Below are 24,922 nucleotides of genomic sequence, written 5' to 3'. Positions count from 1 at the left end.
CTAGATCCGGTAACCGAGGTAGGACTGGGCGACCTGCTCGTCCGCCCGGATGTCGGCCGCCGACCCCGACAGCACGATCCGGCCGGTCTCCAGCACGTGCGCCTGCCCGGCGATGTCCAGCGCCAGATGGGCGTTCTGCTCCACGACGACCACGGTGGTCCGCTCCTCCCGGTTGATCGAATGGACGATGCCGAACAGCTCCCGGGTGACCAGCGGGGCCAGTCCCAGGGACGGCTCGTCCAGCAGCAGCAGCCGCGGCCGCAGCATCAGCGCCCGCCCGATCGCGAGCATCTGCTGCTCGCCGCCCGACAGGCTGCCCGCCGCCTGCCCGAGCCGCTCCTTCAGCACGGGGAAGTAGCCGTACACGCGCTCCAGGTCGGCCTGCACGGCCGCCCGGTCCCGCCGCGCGTAGGCGCCGAGCCGCAGGTTCTCCTCGACGGTCAGCGGCATGAACGTGCCGCGGCCCTCGGGCACGTGCGCCACGCCGAGCCGCGCCACGGCGTCGGGTGAGCGCCCGGACAGGGACGCGCCGTCCAGCCGCACGCCGCCGCGCCCGCGGACCATCCCGCACAGCGCCCGCAGCAGCGTGGTCTTGCCCGCCCCGTTGGGACCGAGGATCGCGCAGATCTCGCCGCGCCCGACCGACAACCCGACCCCGTGCAGCACCCGCACGTCCCCGTAACCGGCGTGCAGATCCTCGACCTCCAGAAACCCGAGCTCGGTCATGCCGCCTCCTCGTGGGGGGACGACCCCCCACACCCCCCGGCAAAAGCCGCGCTCATGCCCTCGCTTCGCTCGGTCATGCGTTCTGCTTGTGGGGGGCGACCCCCCACACCCCCCGGCAAAGCCCGCAGCACTCCCTCGCTTCGCTCGGTCATGCGTTCTGCTTGTGGGGGGCGACCCCCCACACCCCCCGGCAAAGCCCGCAGCACTCCCTCGCTTCGCTCGGTCATGCCGCGGTCCCCAGATACGCCTCTATGACGGCGGGGTCGCGTTGGACGTGGTCGGGCGGGCCTTCGGCGATCTTGCGGCCGAAGTCGAGGCAGACGACGCGGTCGCAGACGCCCATCACGAAGCCCATGTGGTGCTCCACGACGATCACGGTGACCTCCAGGTCGTCGCGGATGGCGCGGAGGGTGGCGGAGAACTCCTCGACCTCGCCGTGGCTGAGGCCGTTCACGGGTTCGTCCAGCAGCAGGAGCTCGGGACGGGCGGCCAGCGCGCGGGCCAGCTCGACGCGTTTGAGGGTGCCGAACGGGAGCCCCGCCGCCGGGTGGTCGGCGAGGGCGGCGAGGTCCAGGCGTTCCAGGACCTCGTCCGCCTCGGCGCGCAGCCGGGCCTCCTCGCGGCGGACGCCCGGCAGTCGCAGCCCGGCGGTGAAGAATCCGGTGCGGCCGTGGTGGTGCGCGCCGACCATGATGTTCTCGCGCACCGACATGCGCGGGAACAGGCCCAGGTTCTGGAACGTGCGGGCGATGCCCAGGGCGGCGATCGCGTGCGGCGGTACGGCCAGCAGGTCGCGGCCCTGGTAGAGGACGCGGCCGGCGTTCGCCGCGTACCGGCGGGTCAGGCAGTTGAACAGGGTGGTCTTCCCGGCGCCGTTGGGGCCGATCAGTCCCACCATCTCGCCGCGTTCCACGGTGAAACCGACGCCGTCCAGTGCGGTGATGCCTCCGAAACGGACGGTGAGCTCGTGAACCTCCAGCATCCGGCCTCCTGGTGCGCGGGGTGGGGCGGTGGTCGGTCGTCGCTGTGGAACGGTGTTCTGGAGTAGGGCGTCAGCGTAGGATCCGCCGATCAGGCCGCACATTGGGCACGGTCACCCAAGATGCGACCTGGGAGTTGTCCGCCGAGCACAGGGCTTGTCTCGGACGTGTCACGGGGCGTTGACGCTGCCGTCACCGGCATGGATTATCCGGGCATGTCCGGTGGATTCAGCACGGGAAGTGTCACCAGCGCGGACATGGTCCGTACCGAACGCTCACGTATCCTTGCCGAGATCCTCGACCGGGTGGACGAACTGGCGGACCGGGCGGTCGCCGCGATGCTGGCGGAGATCCCCGCCTACGACGCCCAGGACGCGGCCTTCCACGCCGACGTGCGGGAACAGGTGGTCCGCCACTACCGCACCAAGCTGGCCGTGCTGCTGGAGGAGCGCACGGTCACCCTGGACGACATCGTGTTCACCAGGCGCGCGTCGATGCGCCGGGCGCAGGCGGGGTTCGCCCTGGCCGACTACATCAACGCCTTCCGGGTGGGCCAGCAGGTCTTCTGGGAGGCGATCATCCAGCACGCGGGCGGCACGTACGCGGGGCACGAGGCGGCGCTGTCGCTGGCGTCGGCGGTGATGCGGTACATCGACTTCGCGTCCACGCACGCCGCGAACACGTACGTGGAGTTCCAGCAGTACGCCGCGGCGGAGGCCGTCCGGGAGAGCCGCGACCTGGTGGAGATCCTGCTGGCGGGGGAGCTGCCGACGCGGGGCCCGCAGCTGGCCGCGGCGCACGCGTACGGCCTGGGGCCGGACGCCCGCACGCCGCTGGTGGTGGTGTCGGCGGTCATGGTCGGGCAGGACACCGCGGCGGCGCCGCGTCCGGGTGCCGAGGCGGAGTGGAAGAGCGCGGGCCCGGCGGCGGCGCCCGCCGGGACGGGTCTGGGCGGCGGGACGGACGCGCGGCACGCGGCGTGCGCCGCGATGGCCCGGACCGGCGTGAACGGGAGGCGGACCCTGTCGGTGGTCCGGCAGTCGGAGATCGTCGCGGTGGCGGCGCTGGGTCCCGGCGGCGATCCGGAGCGGCTGTGCGACCGGCTGCAGGAGGTGCAGGAGGCGCTGCTGGCGGAGGGGATCGTGCTGGCGATGGGGATCAGCACGGTCGTGGCGGGGATGGCGCAGGTGCCGCGCGCCTACCAGGAGGCGCGGGCGGTGCTGGAGTTCCTGCCGGAGGACGGCGGGGTGGCGGCGCTGCCGCGGATCAGCCCGTTCGAGTACATGGCGCTGCGGGCCGACGACACCGCCCGCCATCTGGTCGATCCGCGGATCACGGGGCTGCTGGCCGAGGACCGGGAGCGCGGCGGGGTGCTGACCGCGACGATCCGCGCGTTCGCGTCCGCCGACCTCAATCTGCGGGCGGCGGCGGAGCGGCTGCAGATCCACCACAACACGGCGCAGTACCGGTTGCGGCGGATCCAGGAGCGGACCGGGAAGAACCTGCGGCACATCACCGATCTCGTGGATCTGCTGGTCGCGATCGCGCTCCAGGACGCGCTTCCGCCAGGTACCAATCCGGGGCGGCAAAGACTGGTCTCCGCGACCAATGAGGGTGATGGGACGGCGGACGTAACGTCGCCTCATGACCGAGCGAAGCGAGGGCATGAGGGCGGTTGCCGGCCGGGGGCGTGAGGGGTCGGCTCCTCACGACGTCGGGGCATGAACCTGGCTGACCGGCTGCGGGCCGCGGCCGAGCGGCTCGGCGGGCGAACGGTCCTCACCCTGGACCGGGAGGGGCTCAGCTACCGCGCGCTGGAGGTCATGAGCGCCCGGGTCGGCGCGATGCTGCGTCGGCGCGGGATCGGGCCTGGTGACCGGGTCGCGGTCATGCTGCCGAACGTGCCCGAGTTCGCGGTGGTCTATTACGGGGTGCTGCGGATCGGGGCGGTGGTGGTGCCGCTGGATCCGCTGCTGAAGCGCCGGGAGATCGCGGCGTATCTGGGCGACTGCGCGGCCCGGCTGGTGGTCGCCTGGCACGCGTGCGCGGAGGCGGTGGAGGCGGGCTCGGCCGCGACCGGCACCGACTACCTGTTCGTGGTGCCCGAGGAGTTCCGCAGGCTGCTGCGCTCGGTGGCGCCCGAGCACGGCGTCGTCCCGAGGGAGGGCGGGGAGACGGCGGTCATCCTCTACAGCGCCGGGACGACCGCGCGGGCCAAGGGGATCGAGCTGACCCACGCCAACCTTGGCGGGAACGCGGCGACGGTGGCGCGGATGCACGCGCTGGGCGTGGACGATGTCGTCCTGGGGGCGCTGCCGCTCTACCACGCGTTCGGGCAGACGTGCGCGCTGAACGCGACCGTGCACGCGGGCGGGCGGCTGACGCTGATGCCGCGGTTCGACGCGGCCCGCGCGCTGGAGGTCATCCGGCGGGACGGGGTGACGGTGTTCCAGGGCGTCCCGGCGATGTACATCGCGCTGCTGGAGCAGCCGGGGGTGTCCGACCTGTCGCTGCTGCGGATCTGCGCGAGCGGCGGTTCGGCGATGCCGCCGGCCGTGCTGCGCGCGTACGAGGAGCGGTTCGGCTGCGCGATCGTCGAGGGGTACGGGCTGAGCGAGACCTCGCCGGTGTCGGCGTCGAACCGGGGCGGCGCGGGCCGCCGGCCGGGGTCGATCGGCAGGCCCGTCCGGGACGTGGAGATGCGGGTGGTGGACGACGCGGGCCGTCCGGTGCCGTGCGGGGAGATCGGGGAGATCGTGGTGCGCGGCCCGAACGTGATGAAGGGCTACTGGAACGACCCGGCCGCGACGGCGGAGGCGGTCCGCGGCGGCTGGTTTCACACGGGCGACCTGGGGCGGGTCGACGAGGACGGGTTCTTCTTCCTGGTCGACCGGCGCCGCGACGTGATCATCCGGGGCGGGTACACGGTGTATCCGCGGGAGGTCGAGGAGGTCCTGTACGAGCATCCGGCGGTGCGTCAGGCGGCGGTCGTCGGGGTCCCGCATCCGGAGCTGGGGGAGGAGGTGGCCGCGGTGGTGGCGGTGCGCTCCGAGGTGCCTCCGGAGGAGCTGCGCGCTTGGGTGCGGGAGCGCGTGGCGGCGTACAAGTACCCGCGGCGGGTCTGGTTCGTGGACGAGATTCCCACCAGCCCCACCGGGAAGATCATCAAGCGCGCCCTGGGGCCGCCGGGTCACGGTGCGGTAAGCCCCTGAGCGGATCAGCGGGGGAAGAGGCCCAGGCGGTGGGCCGCGGCGGCGGCCTCGCCCCGGGTGGCGACGCCGAGCTTGCCGAGGATGCGGGAGACGTGGACGCTCGCGGTCTTCGGGCTGATGAACAGCTCTTCGGCGATCTGGCGGTTGGAGCGTCCGGCCGTGATGAGGCGGAGGACCTCGGTCTCGCGTCCGGTGAGGCCGAGGTCCTGGTCGCCCTTGTCCTGGGGGCGGCTTGGGGCGAGGCGGGCTGCCCTGGCCAGGACGGCCATCTCCTCGGCGAGGGGCCGTGCGTCTAGCTGCGCGGTCTGTTCGGTGGCGGCACGCAGGAGTTCCGCCGCCGATTCACGGTCGCCTTGGCTCATGGCCGTTTCGGCTGCGCGCAGGCGCGCCTGGGACGCCGCGTAAGGGTCGCCCACCTCGCCCCAAGCGGTGACGGCGTCCAGCCAGGGCGCGTCGCCTGTGTCGGCCTTGAACTGGGCGGCGTAGGCGGCGGTGAGGGGAGTGTTGGCGGCGAGGGTTTCTGCCTGCTCGCGCAGCGCGGAGACCCCCTTCGGGGTGTTCGTCTTGGAACGGAGGCCGGCCCGTGCCTCGATCCTCGCGCCCAGCACCAGCAGCTCCCAGGTCTGGGCGGGGACGGCCCCGGGGATGGCCAGGGCTTCGGCGAGAGCGGCGCGGGCCTCCTCGACGCGGTTGCCGTACAGCGCGAGCGCGGCTTCGAGGCGGCCGACCGGAATCGCCTCCTGGCAGGGGGACGGACCCGCGAGCGTCCGGGCGAGGGCGAGCTGCTCCCGCGCCATGTCCTCGTCCCCGCGCCTGAGGGCCAGGTCTCCGCGCAGTGCGTACAGCATGGCCCCGAATCCGGCGGGCGGGTCGGCGCGGAGCGCGTCGGCCACGGCCTGCTCCGACTCGTCCCAGCGGCCGGTTGCGGCGAGAGAGTTGGCCAGCCGGAGCCGGATCAGGGCACCCAGCGTGCGTGCCAGGCCGGAGGTCAGGGCGGCGTCCAGTCCGGTGCGGGCCGCCGCGATGGCCGCCTCGTGCCGTCCCGCGTCGCCCAGCACGTAGGCCCGGTTGAGGTGGACGCGGGCCAGGCGGACGGCGTCCCGGCGGCGTTCCGCGATGGCACCGGCCTCGTCCAGGGCCCGCAGCGCCTCCTCCTCGCGGCCGAGCTGGCCCAGGGCCATCCCCGCCGTCGTGATCGCGTTCGAGGCCAGGCCCGCCTCCCCCAGCCCGGAGGCGATCCGGGCCGCCTCCCCGGCCGCGTCACGGGCTTGCTCCGGGCGGCCGCGAAGCATGTAGACGGCCCCGGCGAGGTCGAGGACGCGGGCACGTGCCAGGGGTTCCGCCTCGGAGACGGCGTCGAGTGCTTCGTCCAGGGCGGTCAGCGCGCCGTCCCTGCCGAGGGTGTGCAGGGCCATTCCCCTGTGGGCGAGCAGCATCCCCGTGCGTTCGGGGGTGGTCTCGTGGACGAGGGCACGGTCGAGCAGGTCGAGTACCTGGAGGTTCTCGCCCGCCCATCCGGCGGCGCCCAGGGCTTTTTCCAATACGGCGCCGCGCTCTTCCTGCGGGCGGTCCGTCCGCTCCCAGAGGTCGAGGGCGCGTTCGAGCATCCGGGCCTGTTCGGCATGGGCGTAGACGGCTTCGGCCGTTTCGGCGGCTCGCAGGAGGGCGGGCAGCGCGCGCGCCGCGTCACCCGCCTCATACCAGTGGAAGGCCACTTCCGCTGCGAAGCGGTCAGGCGGGCTCAGCTCAGGACGGGCTTCGAGCGCCTCCGCGTACCGCTTGTGCAGCCGCACCCGTTCCGCTGGGAGGAGGTCACCGGCGACCGCCTCGCGCAACAGCGCGTGCCGGAACGCGTAGCCCGAGTGGCCCTCCGCCACCAGAACGTGCGCGTCCCGCGCCGCGCGTATGGCGGCCAAGAGGTCGTCTTCGTCGTCCATGCCGGCGACCTCGGCGAGCAGGTCGTGCGGGACGACCGGCCCGCCCGCGGACGCGACCCGCACCACGCCGCGGGACGCCTCGGGCAGGTCCCCGAACCGCATCAGCAGCAGGTCGCGCAGGGAGCCGGGCAGCTCGCCGCCGTCCGCCCGCACCAGTTCCTCGGCGAAGAGCGCGTTCCCGCCGGAGCCGCGGAAGACCCGCTCCGCCAGGGCCTGCGGCGCGCGCCCGTCGTCCGTCACGGCGGCGATCAGCTCGGCCGTCTCCGCCCGGTCGAACGGGGGCAGATCGGCGCGGTCGACGTTGCGCAGCCGTCCCAGCTCCGCCAGGAACGGGCGCAGCGGATGCCGTCCCACCAACGCGTCCGACCGGAACGCCAGCAGCGCCAGCACCCGCGTGGCGTCGAGCGTCCGCGCCAGGAACCCCACGAGGTCGCGGGTCGAGCGGTCGGCCCACTGCAGGTCGTCGATGACGAGCAGCGTGGCGCGGTCGGTGCCGAGCCGTTCGAGCAGCGCCGCGACCGCCTCGAACAGCCGCCCCTGCCCGCCGTCGCCACCGTCGTCCAGTCCGAGGAGGCGGCGCAGCGGGCCCGGGTTCGGGAGGAGGCCGTCCGGCCCGAGGTCCCGGACGACCTCGCGCAGGATCCCCGTGAACGGCGCGAACGGCAGCCCGTCCCCGCCCAGCTCCACGCACGCGCCGCGCAGCACCCGCACGCCCGACTCGCTCAGGCGCCCGGCGACCTGCTCCATCAGCCGGGTCTTGCCGACGCCGCCGTCCCCGCCGAGGACGACGAAGCGCGGCTCGCCCCCTTCGGCGGCCCGCAGCGCCCCCTCGATCAGGGCCAGCTGCTCCCGCCGCCCCACGAACCGCCCCCGACGCCGCATAAGCCTCATCATGCCCGACCCCGGATTTATAAGGACCCGCGTAAGGCGTTCGCCGGACGCGGCCGAGCGGCCTCGTGACGGAAGCTCGGATCATCCCACGACAAGGAGCGAAGAGATGTCCGAGATCCAGGCGCAGACCGGCCCCAACGCGGGGCGCGAGGACGAGCGGGCGGAGGTCACGGCCGAGGGCGTCCGGGCGGCCCGGGTCCGCGTGCCCGGCCCCGGGCGGCCGGACGCGACGGCCCGGCTGAGCTTCGACAACGGGCTCGACCGGCTCGCCCTGTCGGCCCGCGCGGGCCTCGGCGGCCTGCTGGAGGCCGACTTCGGCGACCCGGTCCCGACCGTGTGGTCCGTGGACGGCAGGACGCACGTCGAGTACCCGCTCGGCTCGCGGCTGTTCCGCCGCCCCGCGCCCGGCACCGTCCGGATCGACCCGGGTTCGCCCTGGTCGGTGGACGTGCACGGGGGAGCGGCCCGGCTGGAGGCCGACTTCACCGGGGTCGACCTGCGGTCGCTGGCCTTCCACTCCGGGGTCGCGCACGTCACGATCACGCTGGGCCGCCCGCGCGGCACCCGCGTCGTCCGGCTGGCCTCGGCCGACGATCTGACGATCCTGCGGCCGCCGGGCGTCCCGGTACGGATCGAGGCGGCGAAGGGCCTCACGAAGGTGACGCTCGACGGCCGCTCGTTCGGCGCCGTCGGCAATGGCCTCACCGACGAGACCCCCGGCTACGGCACCACCGAGGACCGGTACCTGATCCTCATCTCCGGCGGCGTGTCCGGCCTGACCCTCACCGAGACCGACTCCTGACGACCCGGAATTCCCTCCCGGGCATGTCCGAATCCGGCGACCTGGCGCGATGCCGCGCGGGTCGCCGGATGACCTTGTGGGCCACTGTAAGTGAGGTTAGCCTTACCTAATTCTTTGTCCGTGAGGGCTGACATGGGAGGTTCGCCGATGCCCCGGCAGCAGGAGGCCGTCCACACCCAGGGGACGCCCGGAACCGCGCACACCCGCGACGGCCGCGAGCTGTTCTACATGGAACTCCCCGGCCCGGCCACGGAGACCGGGCCCGCTCCCAGGCCGACCGTGGTGTTCGAGGCCGGAATGGCGGCCAGCCGGTCGTTCTGGGCGCTGATCCAACCCCAGGTGGCGGAGTGGGCGCGGGCCGTGGCCTACGACCGTTCGGGCCTGGGACGCAGCCCCGCCGACATCGAGCCGCGCACCCTGGAGCGCATGGCCGACGACCTGAACGACCTGCTCGACCACCTGGAACCGGGCCCGTTCATCCTGGTCGCCCACAGCGGAGGCGGCCCGATCGTCCGCGCCGCCACCGCCGCCAAGCCCGACCGGATCGCCGGGCTGGTCCTGGCCGACGCCACCGACGAGGGCTGCGAACCGCTGTTCGACCCCAAATTCCGGCGGATGGAGCGGATCGCGCACCGCGCCAGCGTCCTGCTGGCCCGCCTGGGCCTCCTGAAGCTCCTCTACCGCGGCCAGCTCGCCGCCCTGCCCCCCGACGCCAAGGCCGACATGCGCGCCGAAGGCTTCACCAACACGGTCATGCGCACCCGGGGCGCGGAGCTCCACGGCCTCGTCGCCGCCACGAACCGGCTCCGCCACGACCCCCTGGACCTGCCCCGCGACATCCCCGTCACCACCATCTCCGGCGCGCTCGCCGACACCGGCATGCCCGAGAAGTTCCGCGCCGCCGTCAACGCCTCCCACCGCGACCGCGCCGAACGCTCGGCGCACGGCCGCCACGTCCTGGCCCGCGAATCCGGCCACGCGCTGATCCTCACCGAGCCGGACCTGGTCGCCGCCGAGATCCGCCGCCTCCTCGACCACCGCCCCGGCGGCTGAAACCGCCCCGGCGGCATGGGGCGGCCCAGGCCGGGCACAGGGTGAGCATGTTCGTACTCACCGTGATCATCTCGGTCCTGACGGCGGCCGCGTTCGCCTTCGCGGGCTACTCCAAGGTCAGCGGTGCCGAGCAGCAGGTGGCCGAGGCCGACCACCTGGGCGTGGAGTGGTCCGCCTACCGGCTCATCGGGGTCGCCGAACTGCTCGGCGCGCTCGGCCTGCTGATCGGGCTCTGGCTGTCCTGGCTGGGCGTGGTCGCCGCGTTCTGCCTGATCGGGCGGATCGGCGGCGCGCTGATCGTCCACGCGAAGGCGGGCGACCAGGTGGACGCGATGCGACCGGCGATCGCCTACGGGGTGCTGGCCATCGTCGCCTTCGTCTTCCGCCTGATCACCGCCTGACGCGTCAGGACGGGCCGTCCGCGGGCCGCTCGTCCAGCGGCAGCAGCACCTGGAACCGGGTGTCGCCCGGCTCGGACTCCACCCGCAGGTCGCCGTGGTGGCGGTTCACCACGATCCGCCAGGAGATGTCCAGGCCCAGCCCGGTGCCGTCCCCCACCGGCTTGGTGGTGAAGAACGGCTCGAAGATCCGCTGCAGGTTCTCCTCCGGGATGCCCGGCCCGCTGTCGCGGATCTCCACCATCAGCCGGTCGCCGGCCGGGCGGGTGCTCACCGTCAGCGTCCCGGAGCCCTCCATCGCCGCCACCGCGTTGTCGATCAGGTTGGTCCACACCTGGTTGAGCTCGCCCGCGTACGCCGGGACGGCGGGCAGCGAACGGTCGTACTCCTTCACCACCCGCACCCCCGAACCGATCTTGCCGGACAGCATGACCAGCGTGGAGTCCAGGCCCTCGTGGACGTCGATCCACTGGAACGGGGCGCGGTCCATCTGGGAGTACTGCTTGGCCGCCCCCAGCAGCTTGGAGATCCGGGCGGTGGCGTCCTCGATCTCCCCCATCAGCGTCTCGGTCTCCAGCGCGTAGCCCAGCCAGCGCAGCGCCGCGTTCAGGAACTCCTCCCCGACCGCGTCGTTGACCTCGTCCAGGTCGGACACGGCGATCCCGGCCGGGACGAAGGTGGGCGCCAGGTCCCAGCCGTCGGACACGTCGTGGTCGTCGAGCCAGTCGATCAGCTCGTCCTCCCGGTCGGCGACCTCCATGGCGGTCAGCTTCGGCGCCGCCGCGACCCGCTTGACCAGCCGCTCCTGGACGTCGATCAGCTTCTCCAGCAGGCCGGGCTCGATGTCGTGCTGGGCCAGCAGCGCCAGCTTGTGCCGCATCCCCGCGACCCGCTCGCGCAGCGACGCGGTCGCCCGCACCGCCGCCGCGGCCGGGTTGTTCAGCTCGTGGGTGAGGCCCGCCGACAGCGCCCCCAGCGCCAGCAGCCGCTCCCGCTGCCCCACCACCAGCTGGATGTTGCGGCTGCCGATGAGCATGCCCTCCAGCAGGTGCGTCGCCATCGGGAACCAGGTGCGGAACCGCTCGGCCAGCTCCTCGGCCGGCAGCAGGAAGAACGTGGTGTCGGTGACCGAGTACACCGACATCCCGTACCGCGGGTCCTCCTGATCCGCCAGGAAGAACTGGGTGGCGCCGGAGTAGACGCCGCGCTGGTCGGAGCGGACGGTCTCCACCTCCTCGCCCCGCACCGCCCGCGTCATCCGCATCGTGCCGCTCAGCAGCACGAAGAAGCACGTCGCCGGCTCGCCCTCGCGGAACACCGCGGCGCCCCGCGAGAACGCCTCGACCTGCCCGTGGGCCGACACCCAGTCGAGCTGCGCGGGGTCGAGCCCCGCGAACAGGAACAGTGTCTTCAGGTCGGCCGGGGCCAGCCTCTCCTCGTCGCTCACCGTTCCTCCAGATAGCGGTGCACCAGGGTCACGGCCATCGCGCCTTCGCCGACCGCCGAGGCCACCCGTTTCACTGACTGGGCCCGCACGTCCCCGGCCACGAACACGCCCGGGACGGACGACTCCAGGTAGTAGGGGTCGCGGTCCAGCGGCCACCCCACCGGCCGGTTCCCCTCGTCCAGCAGATCGGGCCCGGTGCACACGAAACCGTGGTCGTCACGCGCCAGCGTGTCGCCCAGCCAGTCGGTGTGGGGCGCGGCGCCGATGAAGACGAAGACGTGCCCGGTCCGGACCTCCTCCGTCCTGCCGGTGTCGGCGTCGCACAGCGTCAGCTCCTCCAGGTGCCCGTCGCCCTTGGCCGCGGCGACCGTCGTGCGCAGCCGCACCTCGATGTTGTCGATGGCCCGGATCTGCTCGATCAGGTAGTGCGACATCGACTGGCCCAGGTCCTTGCCGCGGACCAGCAGCGTCACCTTGCGGGCGTACCGGGAGAAGAACACCGCCGCCTGGCCCGCCGAGTTGGCCCCGCCGACGATGTAGACGTCCTCGCCCTCGCACGACTGCGCCTCCGTCGACGCCGACCCGTAGTAGATCCCGCGCCCGGTCAGCTCCCCGCAGCCCGCCGCGTTCAGCGACCGGTACATGACGCCGGTGGCCAGCACGACCGAGTGCGCCGCGATCTCCGAGCCGTCCTCGAACCGCACCACCCGCGCCGAACCCCGCGTCTCCAGCGCCACCACGCCACGCGCCGTCAGCACCTCCGCGCCGAACTTGCGGGCCTGCCGCCGGGCCCGGTCGGTCAGCTGAGCGCCCGACACGCCGTCGGGAAAGCCCAGGTAGTTCTCGATACGAGAACTCTGTCCGGCCTGCCCGCCGGTCGCCTTCTTCTCCACCAGCACCGTGCGCAGGCCCTCGGACGCCCCGTACACCGCCGCGCCCAGCCCCGCCGGGCCGCCGCCCACCACGATCAGGTCGTAGAACTCGCTGGCGGGATCGGTCGACAGGCCCGCCGCCGCGGCGATCTCGTGCCCGGCCGGACGGATCAGCGCGGTGCCGTCCGGGGTGACGACCACCGGGATGTCGTCGGGACCGGCCTCCGCGGCCTCAAGGAGCCGCTTGCCCTCCGGCTCGTCCACCGAGTACCAGCGGTAGGGGACGGCGTTGCGGGCCAGGAAGTCGCGCACCCGGTACGAGGGCTCCGACCAGCGGTGCCCCACCACCTTGATCTCCTCGACCGGCCGTTCGCCGACCGCCCTCCAGGTCTCCACCAGGGCGTCCACCACCGGATAGAGCTTCTCCTCGGGCGGGTCCCAGGGCTTGAGCAGGTAGTGGTCGACGTCCACCACGTTGATCGCCTGGATCGCCGCCTCGGTGTCGGCATAGGCGGTCAGCAGCGCCCGGCGGGCCCGCGGAAAGAGGTCCATCGCCTGTTCGAGGAACTCGATGCCGTTCATCTGGGGCATCCGGTAGTCGGCCAGGATCGCCGCCACCGTCTCGCCGCGCAGCTTGATCTCGCGCAGCGCCTCCAGCGCGTCGGCACCGGACGAGGCCCGCATCACCCGGTAGTCAGGGCCGTACCTTCGGCGCAGGTCACGGGCGACGGCACGGGACACCGACGGGTCGTCATCGACGGTCAACAGGATCGGCTGGCTCATGGAACGCATCATCCCCTACAGGACGGCGAATCGCTCCTCAGTGAGGCTCCCCTGGCTCTCGTTTGGAGGGCGCCAGCAGTGCCGACTCCAGCCTCTCCATGAGCAACAGCACGACCAGCGCCACCAGAGGGGCCATCAGCAGCGTGAGGATGGCACTCACCTCCCACACGGGTTGGGGTATTTGCGGCCAGACCACAATCGGCCACAAATCCGACAACAGTGCCTCTACCTCCCGAAACACCCCCTAAACCCCCCGGCCCACCAGCCCGTCCCTGAAGAACAGCCTGGAGGCACCTGCCGCGAGGCGATGAAGCCCGCATCTCCCGCCTCCGTACGCGTCCGCCCCGCTTCCCGCCATTGAGATCGATCGCCGACAGCATCGAGTACCCCGCAGGCACCCAAGCCACTTACGTCACACCCGTTGACCAACCCCACGGCCGGAACCCGACCCGCCGCTTCCCAACTAGCCGGCCGACGCAACCGATTCGGCCTCACACTCCGCCCAGACGACCTTCCCGCCCTCATTGAGCGCCCGCGTCCCCCAACGCACGACCAGTTGCGTCATGAGCAGCAGCCCCCGCCCCGATTCACTGAGTTCATCGGGCGTCCGCACGACCGGGGCCTCGTCCGACCGATCCCACGCCTCCACCACAGGCCGCCCGTCCCGCAGGTAAACGCGCACCACGATCGGATCTCCCGGCTGCGATCCGTGCTTGACGGCATTCGTGGCCAGCTCCGTGACGACCGTCCGCGCGACAAAGCTGTCCAGGCCCCACGCCCCGAGAATCAGCCCCACCCAATCCCGCGCCTCCTTGATCGCTTCCGGCTGCGCTTTCAACACGATCGTCGGCGGTTCGGCCATCTTCCCTCCCAATGTTCGTGACCCACCGCACAGACTTACTGACTCGGCGTAATCTCAGGGGAGAAGCGAACGAGGACAAACGAGTCCTCGGCAGGCGGTTGCAGAGAGGTGGCACCATGGCGTCACGCAAGCCGACCCCGCAGACCATCGCCTTCGGCGCGGAACTCCACCGCCGCCGCGAAACGGCCGGCCTCTCCCGCCTCGAACTGGCCAAACTCATCAGCATCAGCCGCAGCTACATCGGCCAGGTCGAGACGGGCGTAACCCGTTGCCGCGAGGAGTTCGCCCAGTGCGCCGACAACGCCCTCGGCTGCGCCCCCGCCCTAGAGGACGCCTGGAACGACCTACTCCGCTCCTCCGGCTACCCCAAGTGGTTCGCCGACTACCCCCAAGCCGAATCCACCGCCGCCCTCCTCCGCGCCTTCTCGGCAACGTACGTGGACGGGCTCCTGCAAAGGGAGGACTACGCCCGTGTACTCCTCGCGTCAGACCAGACGGGCCTCGAAGGGCGACTCCGGCGGCAGCAGATCCTTACGCGAGAGAACCCGCCCCGGCTTGTGGTGGTCCTGGAAGAGAGTGTGCTGGCACGACAGGTCGGCAGCCGGGAAGTGATGCACGCCCAGTGCGAGTACCTCCTGGAGGTCTCGCAGGCCGAGAACATCACACTGCAGATCGCTTCCACGATGTACCACCGGGGCGTCTCGAGCGCCTTCAACATCGCCACCCAGCCCAACGGCGAGGAACTCGTTCATCAAGAGACCTCGACTGGTGGCGTCACATCCAATGATGTGGGCGATATCTTGCACCTCGTCAGCGCATTCGCGGAGTTGCAGGCGCGCTCTCTGAGCGTCAGTGACTCGCGCGAGTTCCTACGAAAGGCGGTGGTCCGGTGGAGCCCGTGACCTGGCGAAAGGCTCGTCTGAGCAATGATCAGGGCGGTGCGTGTGTGGAACTGGCGGGGCTGCCCGAGGGAGTCGCGGTGCGGGACTCCAAGGACCCGCAGGGGCCGAGGCTCATGGTGAGCCGTGAGGCGTTCAGGACGTTCGCGGCGTCCCTGAAGAAGTAGCCCCGATCAGACGAGGCCCCGGCGCGTGCCGGGGTTTCGCTTTTTCTGGGACGCGTCCGGTGCAACCCTGGCTGGAACACTCGGCGCAAGGATGGTGGTGGACGTGTCTGAGATCGTGTGGCGGAAGGCCACCCGGAGTGACAACCTCGGTGGCAACTGCGTGGAGGTAGCGGCGCTTCCCGGTGTGGTTGCTGTACGAGACTCGAAGGATCCGCAGGGGCCGAGCCTCATGGTGAGCTGGGAAGCGTTCAGGACGTTCGCTGCGTCCCTCAAGAACTAGCCCTCGGAGGACGAGGGCCCGGCGGGCTTCCCCCTTTCCCTGGGACGCGTCGGATGCAACTCTGGCGGAGGTGCTCGGCACAAGGGTGGTGGTGGACGTGACCAAGGCCGTGTGGCGGAAAGCCAGCCGAAGCAACGACCAGGGCGGCTTGTGTGTGGAGCTGGCCAGCCTTCCCGGCACAGTCGCTGTGCGGGATTCCAAGGACCCGGAGGGGCCAATGCTCCTGGTCAGCCGAGAGGCGTTCAGGGCGTTCGCGGTGTCCTTGAAGAAGTAGCCCTCGGAGGATGAGGCTCCGGCAGGTGCCGAGGCATCTCTTTCTCTGGGGCGCGTCTGATGCGACTCTGGCGGAGGTACTCGGCCACAAGGATGGTGGACGTGGCTTTAGCCCGGCAAGTCCAGGCTGGACCCGTCGAGTCTCCTGAGCGACCGCCAGAAGCCGACGCCGCCCCTTGTCGAGCTCTTCTGCCGTGTCACCAGCGGCGATGGTGGTGGTGGTGTTGACGACCTTGCGCGGCGACGCCGGTGGGAGTACCAGCGCGGGCGGCCCCGGATCAGAGCGGGGTGAGGACGCAGAACCCACGCGTGTGGGGACGGCCCCCCAATCAGCATTGAACAGGCCGCGCGTGATCGCGCGCTCCTCACGCTCGCGGGGTGGGGCGGTAGAACGGCCCGCCAGCAGACGTTGGCGGGACGGCCGCGAGGACAAGGCGCGTCTTCACCTGGCGTGCTTACAGGTCGAACGCATCCCGGACCTGCTGGAAGAGGCCGCGGTAGTCGGTGCCGAAGGCGGCCGCGGCGGCATAGAGAGCGTCGAGCGCGGCCTGCAACGGGTCGGCCGAGACCGCGCCCAACAGTGCCGGCACGGCCGCCGCCTGCTGGGAGAAGTTGTCGACCTCCCCTTGAGGAAGCGTGACCGTCGTTCTCGGCACGCTTTCGTCGGCGAACAGTCTGGGCCAGACCTGTTCGAAGTCGTCGAAGGGCGGGGGAAGGTCGCGGCCCTGTTGCATGGCGGCCAGGGCGGGGGCGATCCAATCGATGCCCGTCAGACCCGCCACCTGGTAGGCGCGTCGCGCCGCCCACCGGGCGATGTCACGCTGCAGTTCCGGATCGGTCGCCGCTATCGACTCGGCCAGGTCGCGATCAAGGCGAACCAAGCCGGGCGCGTTACCGGCAACGCGCCGAAGCCGCTCGCTGGGCAGTTGTCCGCCCCATAGAAGCATCTCAGAACGCAGCCTGGCTTTTTCCTGCTCGCGTTCCTGCTTGCGTTCCTTTTCCAGCTCGGCAAGACGCGCCGCCTCGGCTCTTTCTGCGGGCGTCGGGGCCGGAGGCAGACCGCGGGCGAACTCGTGCCAGTACGCGGCGATCTCAGTGGTCTGCTTCAGTACGCGATCGGGTTCGGGCGGGGCCGGCCAGAACTGCAGAAGGTAGCGGTCGATCAGCGGCTCGTCCTCGAGCCTGGTGTCGGCGTCCCTGGCCGCCCTCATTCCGCTGGCGCAGCACCGGACGCGGTAGTCGACCCGATCGAGTTCGAGGTCCCACCTGGCCTCCCCCGCCCACTGCATCAGGACGACGTCGTCCGTCTCCGGTGTGAAGGAGACTTCGACGATCTCCTCCCAGGCCCCGTCGTCGATCAGGGGCGGCTCATCATGCGACTCGACGGCGAACCCGACGTTGCCGGTGTGCAGGCCGGTGGTCAAGAACAACATTCCGGGTTCCGCCGCGCCGCACAACCCGTTGACCTGACCCGCGAAGCAATCGCGCAGGCTGCTGCCGAAACTCTGCGAGCTGTGCACGTACACCTGGCTGTAGTGGACGTGCACTTCACCGCTGAACAGCAACTGCATGACCGACTCCTGATCCCTCGATCGCCGAAGCCGAGACTGTCACCTCACACCGACATTTTCTGTCGCCCGCGCTCCCGCCAGGTCGCGTCACCTCGGCAATGCGGAATGCCACAACCGAGGGACCCACCTGCCCGACTTCGCGATTCAAGAACGCTTGTGCCTAGTAACGCCGCCAGGAGGGATCCGCAGGTGTGGAAATATCTGTGATCAACCGTGTCGACGACCCAACCTTGACTACTGTAAGTGATCTTCCTTCTACTGCAGCGGACACGTCAGAGACCGCGCAATAACCTAAGGCCGTGTGGCGAAAAGCCAACCGCAGCAACGACCAAGGCGGTGCATGCATCGAGGTGGCCGGGTTCCCCGGCGCGGTTGCCGTACGTGACTCCAAGGACCTGGACGGGCCGCGTCTCCTGGTGAGCCATGAGGTCTTCAAGGCGTTCGCGGTGTCCTTGAAAAGGTAATCCCTCGGAAACTGGGCCCCGCATATGCCGGGGCCAGCTTTCTCTAGGACGCTTGCGGTGCGACTCTGGCAGGAGCGCTCGATACCAGGGTGGTGGTGCACGTGTCCAAGATCGTGTGGCGGAGGGCCAGCCGGAGCAACGACCAGGGCGGCCACTGCGTGGAGGTGGCCAGCCTTCCCGGCGCAGTCGCTGTGCGGGATTCCAAGGACCCGGAGGGGCCGCGTCTCCTGGTGAGCCATGAGGCGTTCAGGACGTTCGCTGTGTCCGTGAAGGGGATGGGCTCGACGTGAGCGCGATCGTGTGGCGGAAGGCCAGCCGGAGCAACGAGCACGGCGGTGCTTGTATCGAGGTGGCAGAGCTCCCTGGTGCAGTGGGCGTACGAGACTCCAAAGATCCGGACGGGCCGCAACTTGTGGTCAGTCGTGAGGCGTTCGGAGCGCTCGCGGCGGCTTTGGGGAGGCAGGTCGAGTGAGAGGCGGCTGGGCGGTGAGCACCGGACGGCGCTGGCAGGACATCAAGGACGAAGCCCACCGCCGTTACCCCGAGTTGGGCGGACCGTCAACGGCAGGCTCGCGCCCGTGCGCAGCCTGACGCTTGGGTCGCTGGTCACCGCCTCAACCCAGGCGGTGAGTCGCCCAGTTGCGGATAGCGTGTGAATTGCATGCGGTGGAACGCGAGCGGACGGCGGGACTTGTGGGGTGCCGTGCCGCCATCGAGGGAGAGGGTGACCATGCCTGGGCGGGCTCCGCAGGATTGGGAAGAGCTGGAGCGGGAGTTGTACGCGGCCGGGGTCTCACCGGCGGAGGTGGAGGCCGGGACGCGCAGGCTGCTGGCTGAGACCAGGGGCCATCAACTCGCGGAGGCGCGTAGGCGGGCGGGTCTTGCTCAGGGGGACGTCGCGGCGCGATGGGAGTGAATGTCGCTCCCTTTGGCCGGTTCAGGTGCGTACGGTGGTGGGAGCGCGCTTGAGCAGAGGAGGCCGCCGTGCCGGAGACCGTCCGCTGGCGTAAGAGCAGCCACAGCCACAACAACTCCCAGCAGCAGTGCGTCGAGGTCGCGGCGGTGGCCCACGCGATCGGCATCCGGGACAGTGAGAACCCGGCAGGGCCGCGCCTCGCGGTGAGCCGGGCGGCCTTCCGGAGCCTGGTCGAGCGGGTGAAGGCTGGCGACCTCAACTGACCTGGCGAGGATGCCACGCCGTGCCCTTGTTCGGGAGCCTTGCTGGTGTTTCCTCCGGGTGCTGCCCGTCCGTTCCGCCGCCGGTGTGCGGTGATTGTTGCTGGGCGGGTTGGCCGCTGACCGCGCTGGTCATCGGTGTGGCCTTTGATCGGGGTGCATGGCAACTTCGTGTTCGCCCTGCCCGTCCTGGCTTACCTGACTGGTCTGCGCCGCAGCGCGGACGTGGGCGCGGCGCTGGTTCCGGCCCGCGATTGGTTCGTGCTGGCCTGGCTGGTGGGCCGCTGCCGGCGCAGGCTGCTCCGGGCCGGGCGGCGGCACGTCGAGGGGCCGCGCGAACGAGCCCGGACACTGGCGGCGTGTGCCGAGGCCCCGGCCTGGACGGCCACCAGCGGGAGTGCTGCGGGACGCTGGCGTCGTCCTGTCGCAGGAGCACCCGCCCCCGTGCCGTTGTGCGGCAGGTGCTTCCGCCAGGTTTCGATGCACGCCGAAGACCCTGAGCCGCGCATCTAGGGGGACGGGGTTCATTTCAGGGTGACGATCTCGTGCATTCCCTGGGCGGCGAACATCCGGCCGGTGCGGTAGTCGGTGATCCAGGTGACCAGGGCGTACGTGCCCGGTCGTAGGCCGACCGAGATGACCGTGGAGCGGCCCGGCGACAGCGGTACCGTGCCGATGGGGCCTCCGGTGAACGGGGGCGAGGCCGCCTCGCCGGCTTCCAGGGCGGTGAAGAAGGCGCCGACGTGGGCGCGGGTCGTGCCCTCCCGTACGGGCATGAAGATCGCCTCGTTGAACTGGCGGGACCGGTTGGTCACACGGATCGGGGCCCCGGCGCGCAGGACGCCCGAGACGCCGAACCGCGCCGTCTGGTGCTGGACGATCTCCGCCTCGGCCCGAGGCCGGGTGCGGCCCGGGCCGAGGACGCGCAGTGTGCGGACCTTGGCCTCCAAGCCGGGGGACCCGACGTCCTTGAAGTCGAGCAGGTGGTAGGTGCCCTGCCGGAGCGTGGGCGTGAAGGTGACGGGAACGCCGGGCAGGACGGCCGCGCCGCCGTACATCACCACGTCGCGTTCGGCGGCCCGCGATCCGGCCAGGGCCGCTTCGGGGTCGGACTCGTCGTAGGCCTGTTCGAGGTCGGCCAGGTACCGCTGGAGCGACACCCCCTTCCGGAGCTGGACCAGTCCGATGTACGCGCCGTCGGGATCGGTCGCGGTCACCCGGAAGGACGTGGCCTCCGGCACGGTGGCCGGGGCGGTGAACCCGTCGGGCGTGACGGTGATCTCGGATGCCCTGGCCTGCGATCGGGCGGCGTGGGCGGGGGTGACGGCGGTGGCCAGCAGGGAGACGATCAGTGCTGAAGCGGTGAGGATTCGCATGGGCCAAAACTCGCCCATCCAAGATCACCACGGCATCTGGCTCCGGCCGTATCTCCCCGGCGCTCCCTACGACCGCAGATGTAGGAGGGAGGAGAACCTGAGAGGTAAGGACTCGCGGCCGAGAAGGGTGGCTGGGGGCGGTTGGGGGTTGGCTCTTGCGGGTGACGTTGATTCGGCGGTGCCGTTCCTAGTGTGAACGCCCATGCGAAGGTATGTGGCGTTGGTGAGCGGGGCCTTGGCCCTGACGACCGTGGTGACGGCGCAGCCGGCCGTGGCGCGTACGGATCAGGCGGAGCTGCGGCGGGTGATGCAGCGGTTGACCGCGCAGGACGGCGCGGTGGGCGCGCAGGCGCTGGTGACCGGACGGGGGGAGCGTACGGCCATTGCCGAAGGGCTGGGCGACGTGCGCACCGGGACACCGATGCCGCGCGGGGGGCGGTTCCGGATCGGCAGCCTGACCAAGCCGTTCGTCGCGACCGTGGTGCTCCAGCTCGTGGGCGAGGGCAAGGTCGAGCTGGACGCGCCCGTGGAGCGCTACCTCCCCGGGGTGGTGCGTGGCAACGGCAACGACGGGCGGGAGATCACCGTACGGAACCTCCTCCAGCACACGACCGGCCTGCCGGACTACCTGCGGCTCCTCTCGCCGCAGCACTTCATCGAGCACCGGTACGAGGATCACGATCCGCGCGAGCTCCTGCAGGTCGCGCTCGACCATGACAGGCTCTTCGAGCCCAGGTCGCAGTGGAGCTACTCCAACACCAACTACATCCTGGTCGCCATGATCATCGAGCGTGTGACCGGTCGTTCGCACGGGGAGGAGATCGACCGGCGCATCGTGCGGCCGCTGCACCTGCGCGACACGTCCGTGCCCGGGGACGAGACCGGCATCGGCAGCGGGCATGCGCGCGGGTACGTGCGGGCGGGGTCCGAGCTGCTCGACCTCACCGAGCTCAACGCCTCCATGGCGTTCGGCGGCGGCGACATGATCTCCAGTGCCGCGGACGTGAACCGGTTCCTCGGCGCGCTGGTCAGGGGCAGGCTGCTGCGACCGGACCAGCAGCGCGAGATGATGACGACCCGGCCCACCGGTGGCTCCTCGGGCAGCGAGTACGGGCTGGGCCTGCAGAGGTTCCAGCTGGACGGCTGCGAAGGCGAGTTCTGGGGCCACGGCGGGGACATGCTCGGCTACACCGCCAAGTCCGGCGTGACCCTGGACGGCCGCCGGCAGGTCACCGTCATGATCAACCTCAACCCCGGCGGCACCCAGGCCCAGGAGGACGACCAGGGACGCGCCGTCTCCGCCGCCCTGTGCGACTGACGGGTCTGGAAAGGGTCTCCGCGCGGGGTGCCCCAGTCTGTCGCAACAGAAAGGGTTTGGGTCGTTCCGTGTTGTTACCGTCTGCCGTGGTGTGAGGCGGACGGGCAGGGGGCATGCCGGTGACGACGTTCAGCACGCGCAGCGACAGCGATCTGCTGGCAGGGTTCCGTGCGGCGGTGGACGCGTTCCTCGATCGCACGCTCCAAGACAAACTGGCCACCGACGCTGGCGCGCACCTGGCCGTGCCGGTGAGTGTCCTGCGGGACTTCCTGGGCGGGGGCGGGGAGCGCCTGCGGCCGATGTACTGCTACTGCGGCTGGCTGGCGGGTGGCGGCGATCCCGACGACCCTACGGTGGTGCGCCTCGGGGCCGCCGTCGAGCTGCACCACGCCCGCTACCTGCCCCTGCCGGGGTTGGGCGAGAACGCCGCGGTGCTGCTGGGCGACCTGTGCGCGAGCTGGGCGGACGAGCTGTTCGGCTCGATGCGCGAGGCCCGGCGGATGTTCGCCCGGATGCGCACCGAACTCGTGGTGGGCCAGTACCTGGACCTCTGCGCGACCGGCACCGTCCAGCAGGCGCTGACCGTCGACCGGTACAAGTCGGGCAGCTACACCGTCCAGCGGCCGCTGCACATCGGCGCGGCCGCCGCGGGCGCTGACGCGCGGGTCCTGGCGGCGTGCAGCGCCTACGGGCTGCCGCTCGGCCAGGCGTTCCAGATGTGCGACGACCTGGAGGACGTGATGGGGCACCCCGGCCGCCTGAGGGAGGGCAAGTCGACCGTGGTCGTCGCCCTGGCCGTGCGGCGCGCAGACCCGGCGCAGCGGCTGCGGCTCGGCGCGCTGCTGGGCGATCCCGGCCTGGACGAGGCGGGCGCGGCCGAGGCCCGCGCGATCATCGCCGCCACCGGCGCCGTCTCCGTCACCACCGAGATGATCGGGGAGTATCGCGAGCGCGCCCTGTCCGCCCTGCGCGCCGCCCCGTTCCCCGCGGAAGTGGCACGCCTGCTGACTATCCTCGCCGGATGCGACTCGACCTGATCACGATCGTCGTGGACGACTACGATCCCGCCATCGAGTTCTACACCCGCGCCCTGGGCTTCGACCTGGTCGAGGACTCTCCGTCGCGGACGAATGACGGCCGTCCGAAACGGTGGGTCGTCGTCCGGCCGCCGGGCGCCGAGACCGGCATCCTGCTCGCCCGCGCGGACGGCCCGCAGCAGACCCCCGCCGTCGGGAACCAGGTCGCCGGACGCGTGGGGTTCTTTCTCCAGGTGGACGACTTCGACGCCGCCCACGCGCGCATGACGGCCGCCGGTGTCGAGTTCGTCAAGCCGCCCCGGACGGAGCCCTACGGGCGCGTCGCCGTCTTCCTCGACATCGCCGGCAACCGCTGGGACCTCCTGGGTCCTGCCTGACCCGCTGGGCGTGCCGCCCGCACCGCGGCCGTGCGGCGCGGGACTGGCTATTCAAGTTTGACTAGCGGTGTGATCGGGTCCTACCGTGACGGCATGGCCGAGAAGACCATTCCGATCTTTCCCTGCCGGGACATCGACGACTGCTGGGCGTTCTACGAGGCGCTCGGGTTCGAGCTGACCTTCCGGGAGACGCGCCCCTACCCCTTCCTGGCGGTCCGCTACGGCGACATCGAGGTGCAGTTCGGGGGCATGAAGGCGCACGACCCGAACACCGGCCTCTTCAGCTGCTACGTCCTGACCACTGATGTCGACGGCCTGTACGCGGCGTTCCGCGGCAACCTCAAGGCCGCGCTCGGCCGGATCCCCGCGCGCGGGCTGCCCCGGATCGGCCGGCTCGGCGACATGTCGTACGGCGTCCGCCAGTTCCTGGTGACCGACCCGGACGGCAACCAGCTGCGCATCGGCCAGCCGATCTCCGACCACTTCGAGCACCGGCCCGCGCCCAAGGACAAGGTCGGCCGCGCCCTCCACACGGCACGGCTGTACGTGAACTCCAAGGAGGACTTCGCCGGAGCCGCCAAGATCCTCGATCACCTCCTCGCGGACGCGGACGGCCTGACGGCGGCGCAGCGGGTCGAGGCGCTGGTCCTGCGCGCCGACGTCGCCGTGCACATGGAGGAGGGCGGCCGGGCCAGGGAACTGGTGGACGAGGCCGCGCGCGTCGAGCTGACCCCCGGCGAGCGCGAGGCCGTACGCGACGAACTGCGGCGGCTGGACGACCTGAACGAAGCCGTCTGAGCCCGCGAAGCCCTCAGGGCAGGGGCGGCGCGGGGTTTCTTCCGCCAGGTCTTCGTTCTCGCCCGCGCCGTCGCGGAGAGCCCGCGGGGCCGGGCTGCGCCGTGGCGATGATCCTGGGGCGCGGGCGGTTTTGGGGAGGCTTGACCGGTCGTTAGGTTTGCATAAAACACATTCTTCCTAGGCTCGTTGGAAAGACCCATACAGATCAAAGAGGGCGAGAGGCGAAGCGTAAATTACACGGAAAGGAATGAAGGTATGCGCCTCATTATCATTGGTCTGATGACAGCGGTAATGACGCTCGCAGGACTCCTGGGGGTCACCGCCATCAGCGCTTCGGCCACCACCGGCCAGCAGGTCGTCAAGGACCATCACGGAGACGGCGACCGGTACGGCGACTGGTGGAACAACGGCCGCGACAACGGGTACCGGCACGACCGCGGCGACTTCCGGGATCACGGCGACTTCGGCCGCCACGGTGACTTCGGCCGCTTCGGCGACTTCAACCGCCACGGTGACTTCGGGCGCCACGGTGACTTCGGCAACTTCGGCGACTTCGGGTTCTTCGGGCGCTGATGGCTGTCAGCAAAAGCTCCGGCAAACTGGTGCCGGGGCTTTTTGCTGGACGCCGCCGGCAGCGCGCGGTGGCCGCTTGTCCTGAGGGGTGGCCGGGCGGGACCGGGACGCGGAGCCGTGTCGTCCGGGACCGGTGCCTGCCTACCGTGAACGCGGCAGTCGACGCACGGGGGAGACGTGATGATCACTCAGGAACTGCGGACCGTGGTGTGGCTGATGATGGGGTCCACGGGGAGCGCGCCGGGGACGCTGCGGTTGGGGGACGGGCGGCTGACGTTCGAGGCGTACGGGCGGGGCGCGCTCACCGGCGGCCAGCTCCGCGAGGTCGAGAAGCGGTCGGGGCGGCCCGGCCTGGCCGCCCACCTGGACGGCGGGCACGCGGGGGTCGTGTTCGACGTCGCCGCGTCCGGGATCGGCAAGGTCACCTTCCCCTGGTACTACTTCGGCGGCGGGATGAAGCTCACCGCGGCGGGCTCGCCCTACCGGTTCTCCTTCCTCCAGCCGCAGAACACGATGCTGACGGAGCGGCTCGGCGGGATCCCTGCCGGGCGGGCGTGCGGGCGGGCGTGGAAGGAAGCGCTGCGCTGAGGTTTTCCACAGGACGGAGTGCATAGGGCGGGCCGGGGACGGTGATGATAGGGCCTGTCGCC

Annotated in this window: 28 protein-coding genes; 19 read left to right on the top strand and 9 right to left on the bottom strand. The window is 71.1% G+C overall.

Features of this window, described 5'->3' with window-relative positions; genetic code table 11:
* The gene (locus tag ACZ466_RS19515) at positions 1-726 is read right to left on the bottom strand and encodes an ABC transporter ATP-binding protein (protein WP_378285316.1); all 726 of its coding nucleotides are present in this window, start codon (positions 724-726) and stop codon (positions 1-3) included.
* Between the two features lie 223 nt (positions 727-949).
* Positions 950-1,708 (bottom strand): ABC transporter ATP-binding protein, encoded by a 759-nt coding sequence (locus ACZ466_RS19510; protein ID WP_378285315.1) that lies wholly within the window; start codon positions 1,706-1,708, stop codon positions 950-952.
* A 213-nt stretch (positions 1,709-1,921) separates the two neighbouring features.
* Between ACZ466_RS19510 and ACZ466_RS19505 the strand changes: the two genes are divergently transcribed.
* Both ACZ466_RS19505 and ACZ466_RS19500 read left to right on the top strand, forming a co-directional pair.
* Positions 1,922-3,400, top strand: coding sequence for a helix-turn-helix domain-containing protein (locus tag ACZ466_RS19505; protein ID WP_378285314.1), 1,479 nt, complete (start codon positions 1,922-1,924; stop codon positions 3,398-3,400).
* Positions 3,401-3,427: 27 nt separating this feature from the next.
* Positions 3,428-4,918 (top strand): long-chain-fatty-acid--CoA ligase, encoded by a 1,491-nt coding sequence (locus ACZ466_RS19500; protein ID WP_378285313.1) that lies wholly within the window; start codon positions 3,428-3,430, stop codon positions 4,916-4,918.
* Between the two features lie 5 nt (positions 4,919-4,923).
* On the opposite strand, the gene ACZ466_RS19495 is transcribed toward ACZ466_RS19500, so the two are convergent.
* The gene (locus ACZ466_RS19495; protein WP_378285312.1) at positions 4,924-7,737 is read right to left on the bottom strand and encodes a helix-turn-helix transcriptional regulator; all 2,814 of its coding nucleotides are present in this window, start codon (positions 7,735-7,737) and stop codon (positions 4,924-4,926) included.
* Positions 7,738-7,852: 115 nt separating this feature from the next.
* Here ACZ466_RS19495 and ACZ466_RS19490 point away from each other — a divergent pair, with 115 nt between their 5' ends.
* The 3 genes from ACZ466_RS19490 to ACZ466_RS19480 all read left to right on the top strand — a co-directional run bounded on the left by ACZ466_RS19490 (position 7,853) and on the right by ACZ466_RS19480 (position 10,002).
* Positions 7,853-8,548 (top strand): hypothetical protein, encoded by a 696-nt coding sequence (locus ACZ466_RS19490; protein ID WP_378285311.1) that lies wholly within the window; start codon positions 7,853-7,855, stop codon positions 8,546-8,548.
* A 147-nt stretch (positions 8,549-8,695) separates the two neighbouring features.
* Positions 8,696-9,601: an alpha/beta fold hydrolase gene (locus ACZ466_RS19485; RefSeq protein WP_378285310.1), complete on the top strand. Its 906-nt coding sequence runs from the start codon at positions 8,696-8,698 to the stop codon at positions 9,599-9,601.
* Between the two features lie 47 nt (positions 9,602-9,648).
* A complete protein-coding gene (locus ACZ466_RS19480; RefSeq protein WP_378285309.1) occupies positions 9,649-10,002 on the top strand; it encodes a DoxX family protein in 354 nt (117 codons plus the stop codon).
* A gap of 4 nt (positions 10,003-10,006) precedes the next feature.
* Here ACZ466_RS19480 and ACZ466_RS19475 read toward each other — a convergent pair whose 3' ends face one another.
* From ACZ466_RS19475 to ACZ466_RS19460, 4 genes are all read right to left on the bottom strand, one after another.
* Entirely contained in the window at positions 10,007-11,446 is a 1,440-nt protein-coding gene (locus tag ACZ466_RS19475) for an ATP-binding protein (RefSeq protein WP_378285308.1), read from the bottom strand.
* Complete coding sequence (locus ACZ466_RS19470) at positions 11,443-13,101, bottom strand: NAD(P)/FAD-dependent oxidoreductase (RefSeq protein ID WP_378285307.1); 1,659 nt, start codon at positions 13,099-13,101, stop codon at positions 11,443-11,445. The genes ACZ466_RS19475 and ACZ466_RS19470 overlap by 4 nt, the downstream gene beginning before the upstream one ends.
* Positions 13,102-13,138: 37 nt before the next feature.
* The gene (locus ACZ466_RS19465; protein WP_378285306.1) at positions 13,139-13,261 is read right to left on the bottom strand and encodes a hypothetical protein; all 123 of its coding nucleotides are present in this window, start codon (positions 13,259-13,261) and stop codon (positions 13,139-13,141) included.
* 303 nt (positions 13,262-13,564) lie between these two features.
* Positions 13,565-13,963 carry an ATP-binding protein gene (locus tag ACZ466_RS19460; RefSeq protein WP_378285305.1) on the bottom strand — a complete coding sequence of 133 codons (399 nt, stop codon included), beginning with the start codon at positions 13,961-13,963 and terminating at the stop codon, positions 13,565-13,567.
* A gap of 116 nt (positions 13,964-14,079) precedes the next feature.
* Here ACZ466_RS19460 and ACZ466_RS19455 point away from each other — a divergent pair, with 116 nt between their 5' ends.
* The 4 genes from ACZ466_RS19455 (at position 14,080) to ACZ466_RS19440 (ending at position 15,583) form a co-directional block, all read left to right on the top strand.
* A complete protein-coding gene (locus tag ACZ466_RS19455; protein WP_378285304.1) occupies positions 14,080-14,865 on the top strand; it encodes a helix-turn-helix domain-containing protein in 786 nt (261 codons plus the stop codon).
* Positions 14,853-15,029 (top strand): DUF397 domain-containing protein, encoded by a 177-nt coding sequence (locus ACZ466_RS19450; RefSeq protein WP_378285303.1) that lies wholly within the window; start codon positions 14,853-14,855, stop codon positions 15,027-15,029. The genes ACZ466_RS19455 and ACZ466_RS19450 overlap by 13 nt, the downstream gene beginning before the upstream one ends.
* 91 nt (positions 15,030-15,120) lie before the next feature.
* Positions 15,121-15,309: a DUF397 domain-containing protein gene (locus ACZ466_RS19445; protein ID WP_378285302.1), complete on the top strand. Its 189-nt coding sequence runs from the start codon at positions 15,121-15,123 to the stop codon at positions 15,307-15,309.
* A 70-nt stretch (positions 15,310-15,379) separates the two neighbouring features.
* Positions 15,380-15,583, top strand: a complete 204-nt coding sequence (locus tag ACZ466_RS19440; RefSeq protein ID WP_378285301.1) for a DUF397 domain-containing protein — start codon at positions 15,380-15,382, stop codon at positions 15,581-15,583.
* Between the two features lie 454 nt (positions 15,584-16,037).
* Here ACZ466_RS19440 and ACZ466_RS19435 read toward each other — a convergent pair whose 3' ends face one another.
* Positions 16,038-17,153: a hypothetical protein gene (locus ACZ466_RS19435; protein WP_378285300.1), complete on the bottom strand. Its 1,116-nt coding sequence runs from the start codon at positions 17,151-17,153 to the stop codon at positions 16,038-16,040.
* 299 nt (positions 17,154-17,452) lie between these two features.
* On the opposite strand from ACZ466_RS19435, the gene ACZ466_RS19430 reads away from it, so the two are divergent.
* The 4 genes from ACZ466_RS19430 to ACZ466_RS19415 all read left to right on the top strand — a co-directional run bounded on the left by ACZ466_RS19430 (position 17,453) and on the right by ACZ466_RS19415 (position 18,796).
* On the top strand, positions 17,453-17,617 hold the full coding sequence (locus ACZ466_RS19430) for a DUF397 domain-containing protein (protein WP_378285299.1): 165 nt from the start codon (positions 17,453-17,455) through the stop codon (positions 17,615-17,617).
* An 89-nt stretch (positions 17,618-17,706) separates the two neighbouring features.
* Positions 17,707-17,907, top strand: coding sequence for a DUF397 domain-containing protein (locus ACZ466_RS19425; protein WP_378285298.1), 201 nt, complete (start codon positions 17,707-17,709; stop codon positions 17,905-17,907).
* Entirely contained in the window at positions 17,904-18,089 is a 186-nt protein-coding gene (locus tag ACZ466_RS19420) for a DUF397 domain-containing protein (RefSeq protein ID WP_378285297.1), read from the top strand. Before ACZ466_RS19425 ends, ACZ466_RS19420 begins: the two co-directional genes overlap by 4 nt.
* A 512-nt stretch (positions 18,090-18,601) precedes the next feature.
* Entirely contained in the window at positions 18,602-18,796 is a 195-nt protein-coding gene (locus tag ACZ466_RS19415) for a DUF397 domain-containing protein (protein ID WP_378285296.1), read from the top strand.
* A 521-nt stretch (positions 18,797-19,317) separates the two neighbouring features.
* Here ACZ466_RS19415 and ACZ466_RS19410 read toward each other — a convergent pair.
* Positions 19,318-20,169, bottom strand: coding sequence for a hypothetical protein (locus ACZ466_RS19410; protein WP_378285294.1), 852 nt, complete (start codon positions 20,167-20,169; stop codon positions 19,318-19,320).
* A gap of 223 nt (positions 20,170-20,392) precedes the next feature.
* Here ACZ466_RS19410 and ACZ466_RS19405 point away from each other — a divergent pair, with 223 nt between their 5' ends.
* The 6 genes from ACZ466_RS19405 to ACZ466_RS19380 all read left to right on the top strand — a co-directional run bounded on the left by ACZ466_RS19405 (position 20,393) and on the right by ACZ466_RS19380 (position 24,860).
* Positions 20,393-21,487: a serine hydrolase domain-containing protein gene (locus tag ACZ466_RS19405; protein ID WP_378285293.1), complete on the top strand. Its 1,095-nt coding sequence runs from the start codon at positions 20,393-20,395 to the stop codon at positions 21,485-21,487.
* Positions 21,488-21,606: 119 nt separating this feature from the next.
* Positions 21,607-22,524, top strand: coding sequence for a polyprenyl synthetase family protein (locus ACZ466_RS19400; protein WP_378285292.1), 918 nt, complete (start codon positions 21,607-21,609; stop codon positions 22,522-22,524).
* Entirely contained in the window at positions 22,509-22,901 is a 393-nt protein-coding gene (locus ACZ466_RS19395) for a VOC family protein (RefSeq protein WP_378285291.1), read from the top strand. Before ACZ466_RS19400 ends, ACZ466_RS19395 begins: the two co-directional genes overlap by 16 nt.
* A 93-nt stretch (positions 22,902-22,994) precedes the next feature.
* Positions 22,995-23,699, top strand: coding sequence for a bleomycin resistance protein (locus tag ACZ466_RS19390; protein ID WP_378285290.1), 705 nt, complete (start codon positions 22,995-22,997; stop codon positions 23,697-23,699).
* A 279-nt stretch (positions 23,700-23,978) separates the two neighbouring features.
* Positions 23,979-24,272: a hypothetical protein gene (locus ACZ466_RS19385; RefSeq protein WP_378285289.1), complete on the top strand. Its 294-nt coding sequence runs from the start codon at positions 23,979-23,981 to the stop codon at positions 24,270-24,272.
* Between the two features lie 180 nt (positions 24,273-24,452).
* Positions 24,453-24,860, top strand: coding sequence for a hypothetical protein (locus ACZ466_RS19380; protein WP_378285288.1), 408 nt, complete (start codon positions 24,453-24,455; stop codon positions 24,858-24,860).
* The last annotated feature ends 62 nt before the right edge of the window (positions 24,861-24,922 follow it).

Source organism: Actinomadura rugatobispora, from assembly GCF_055379765.1.
Note: the sequence above shows the minus strand (reverse complement) of the source record. Positions and strands in the feature narration are given on the sequence as shown.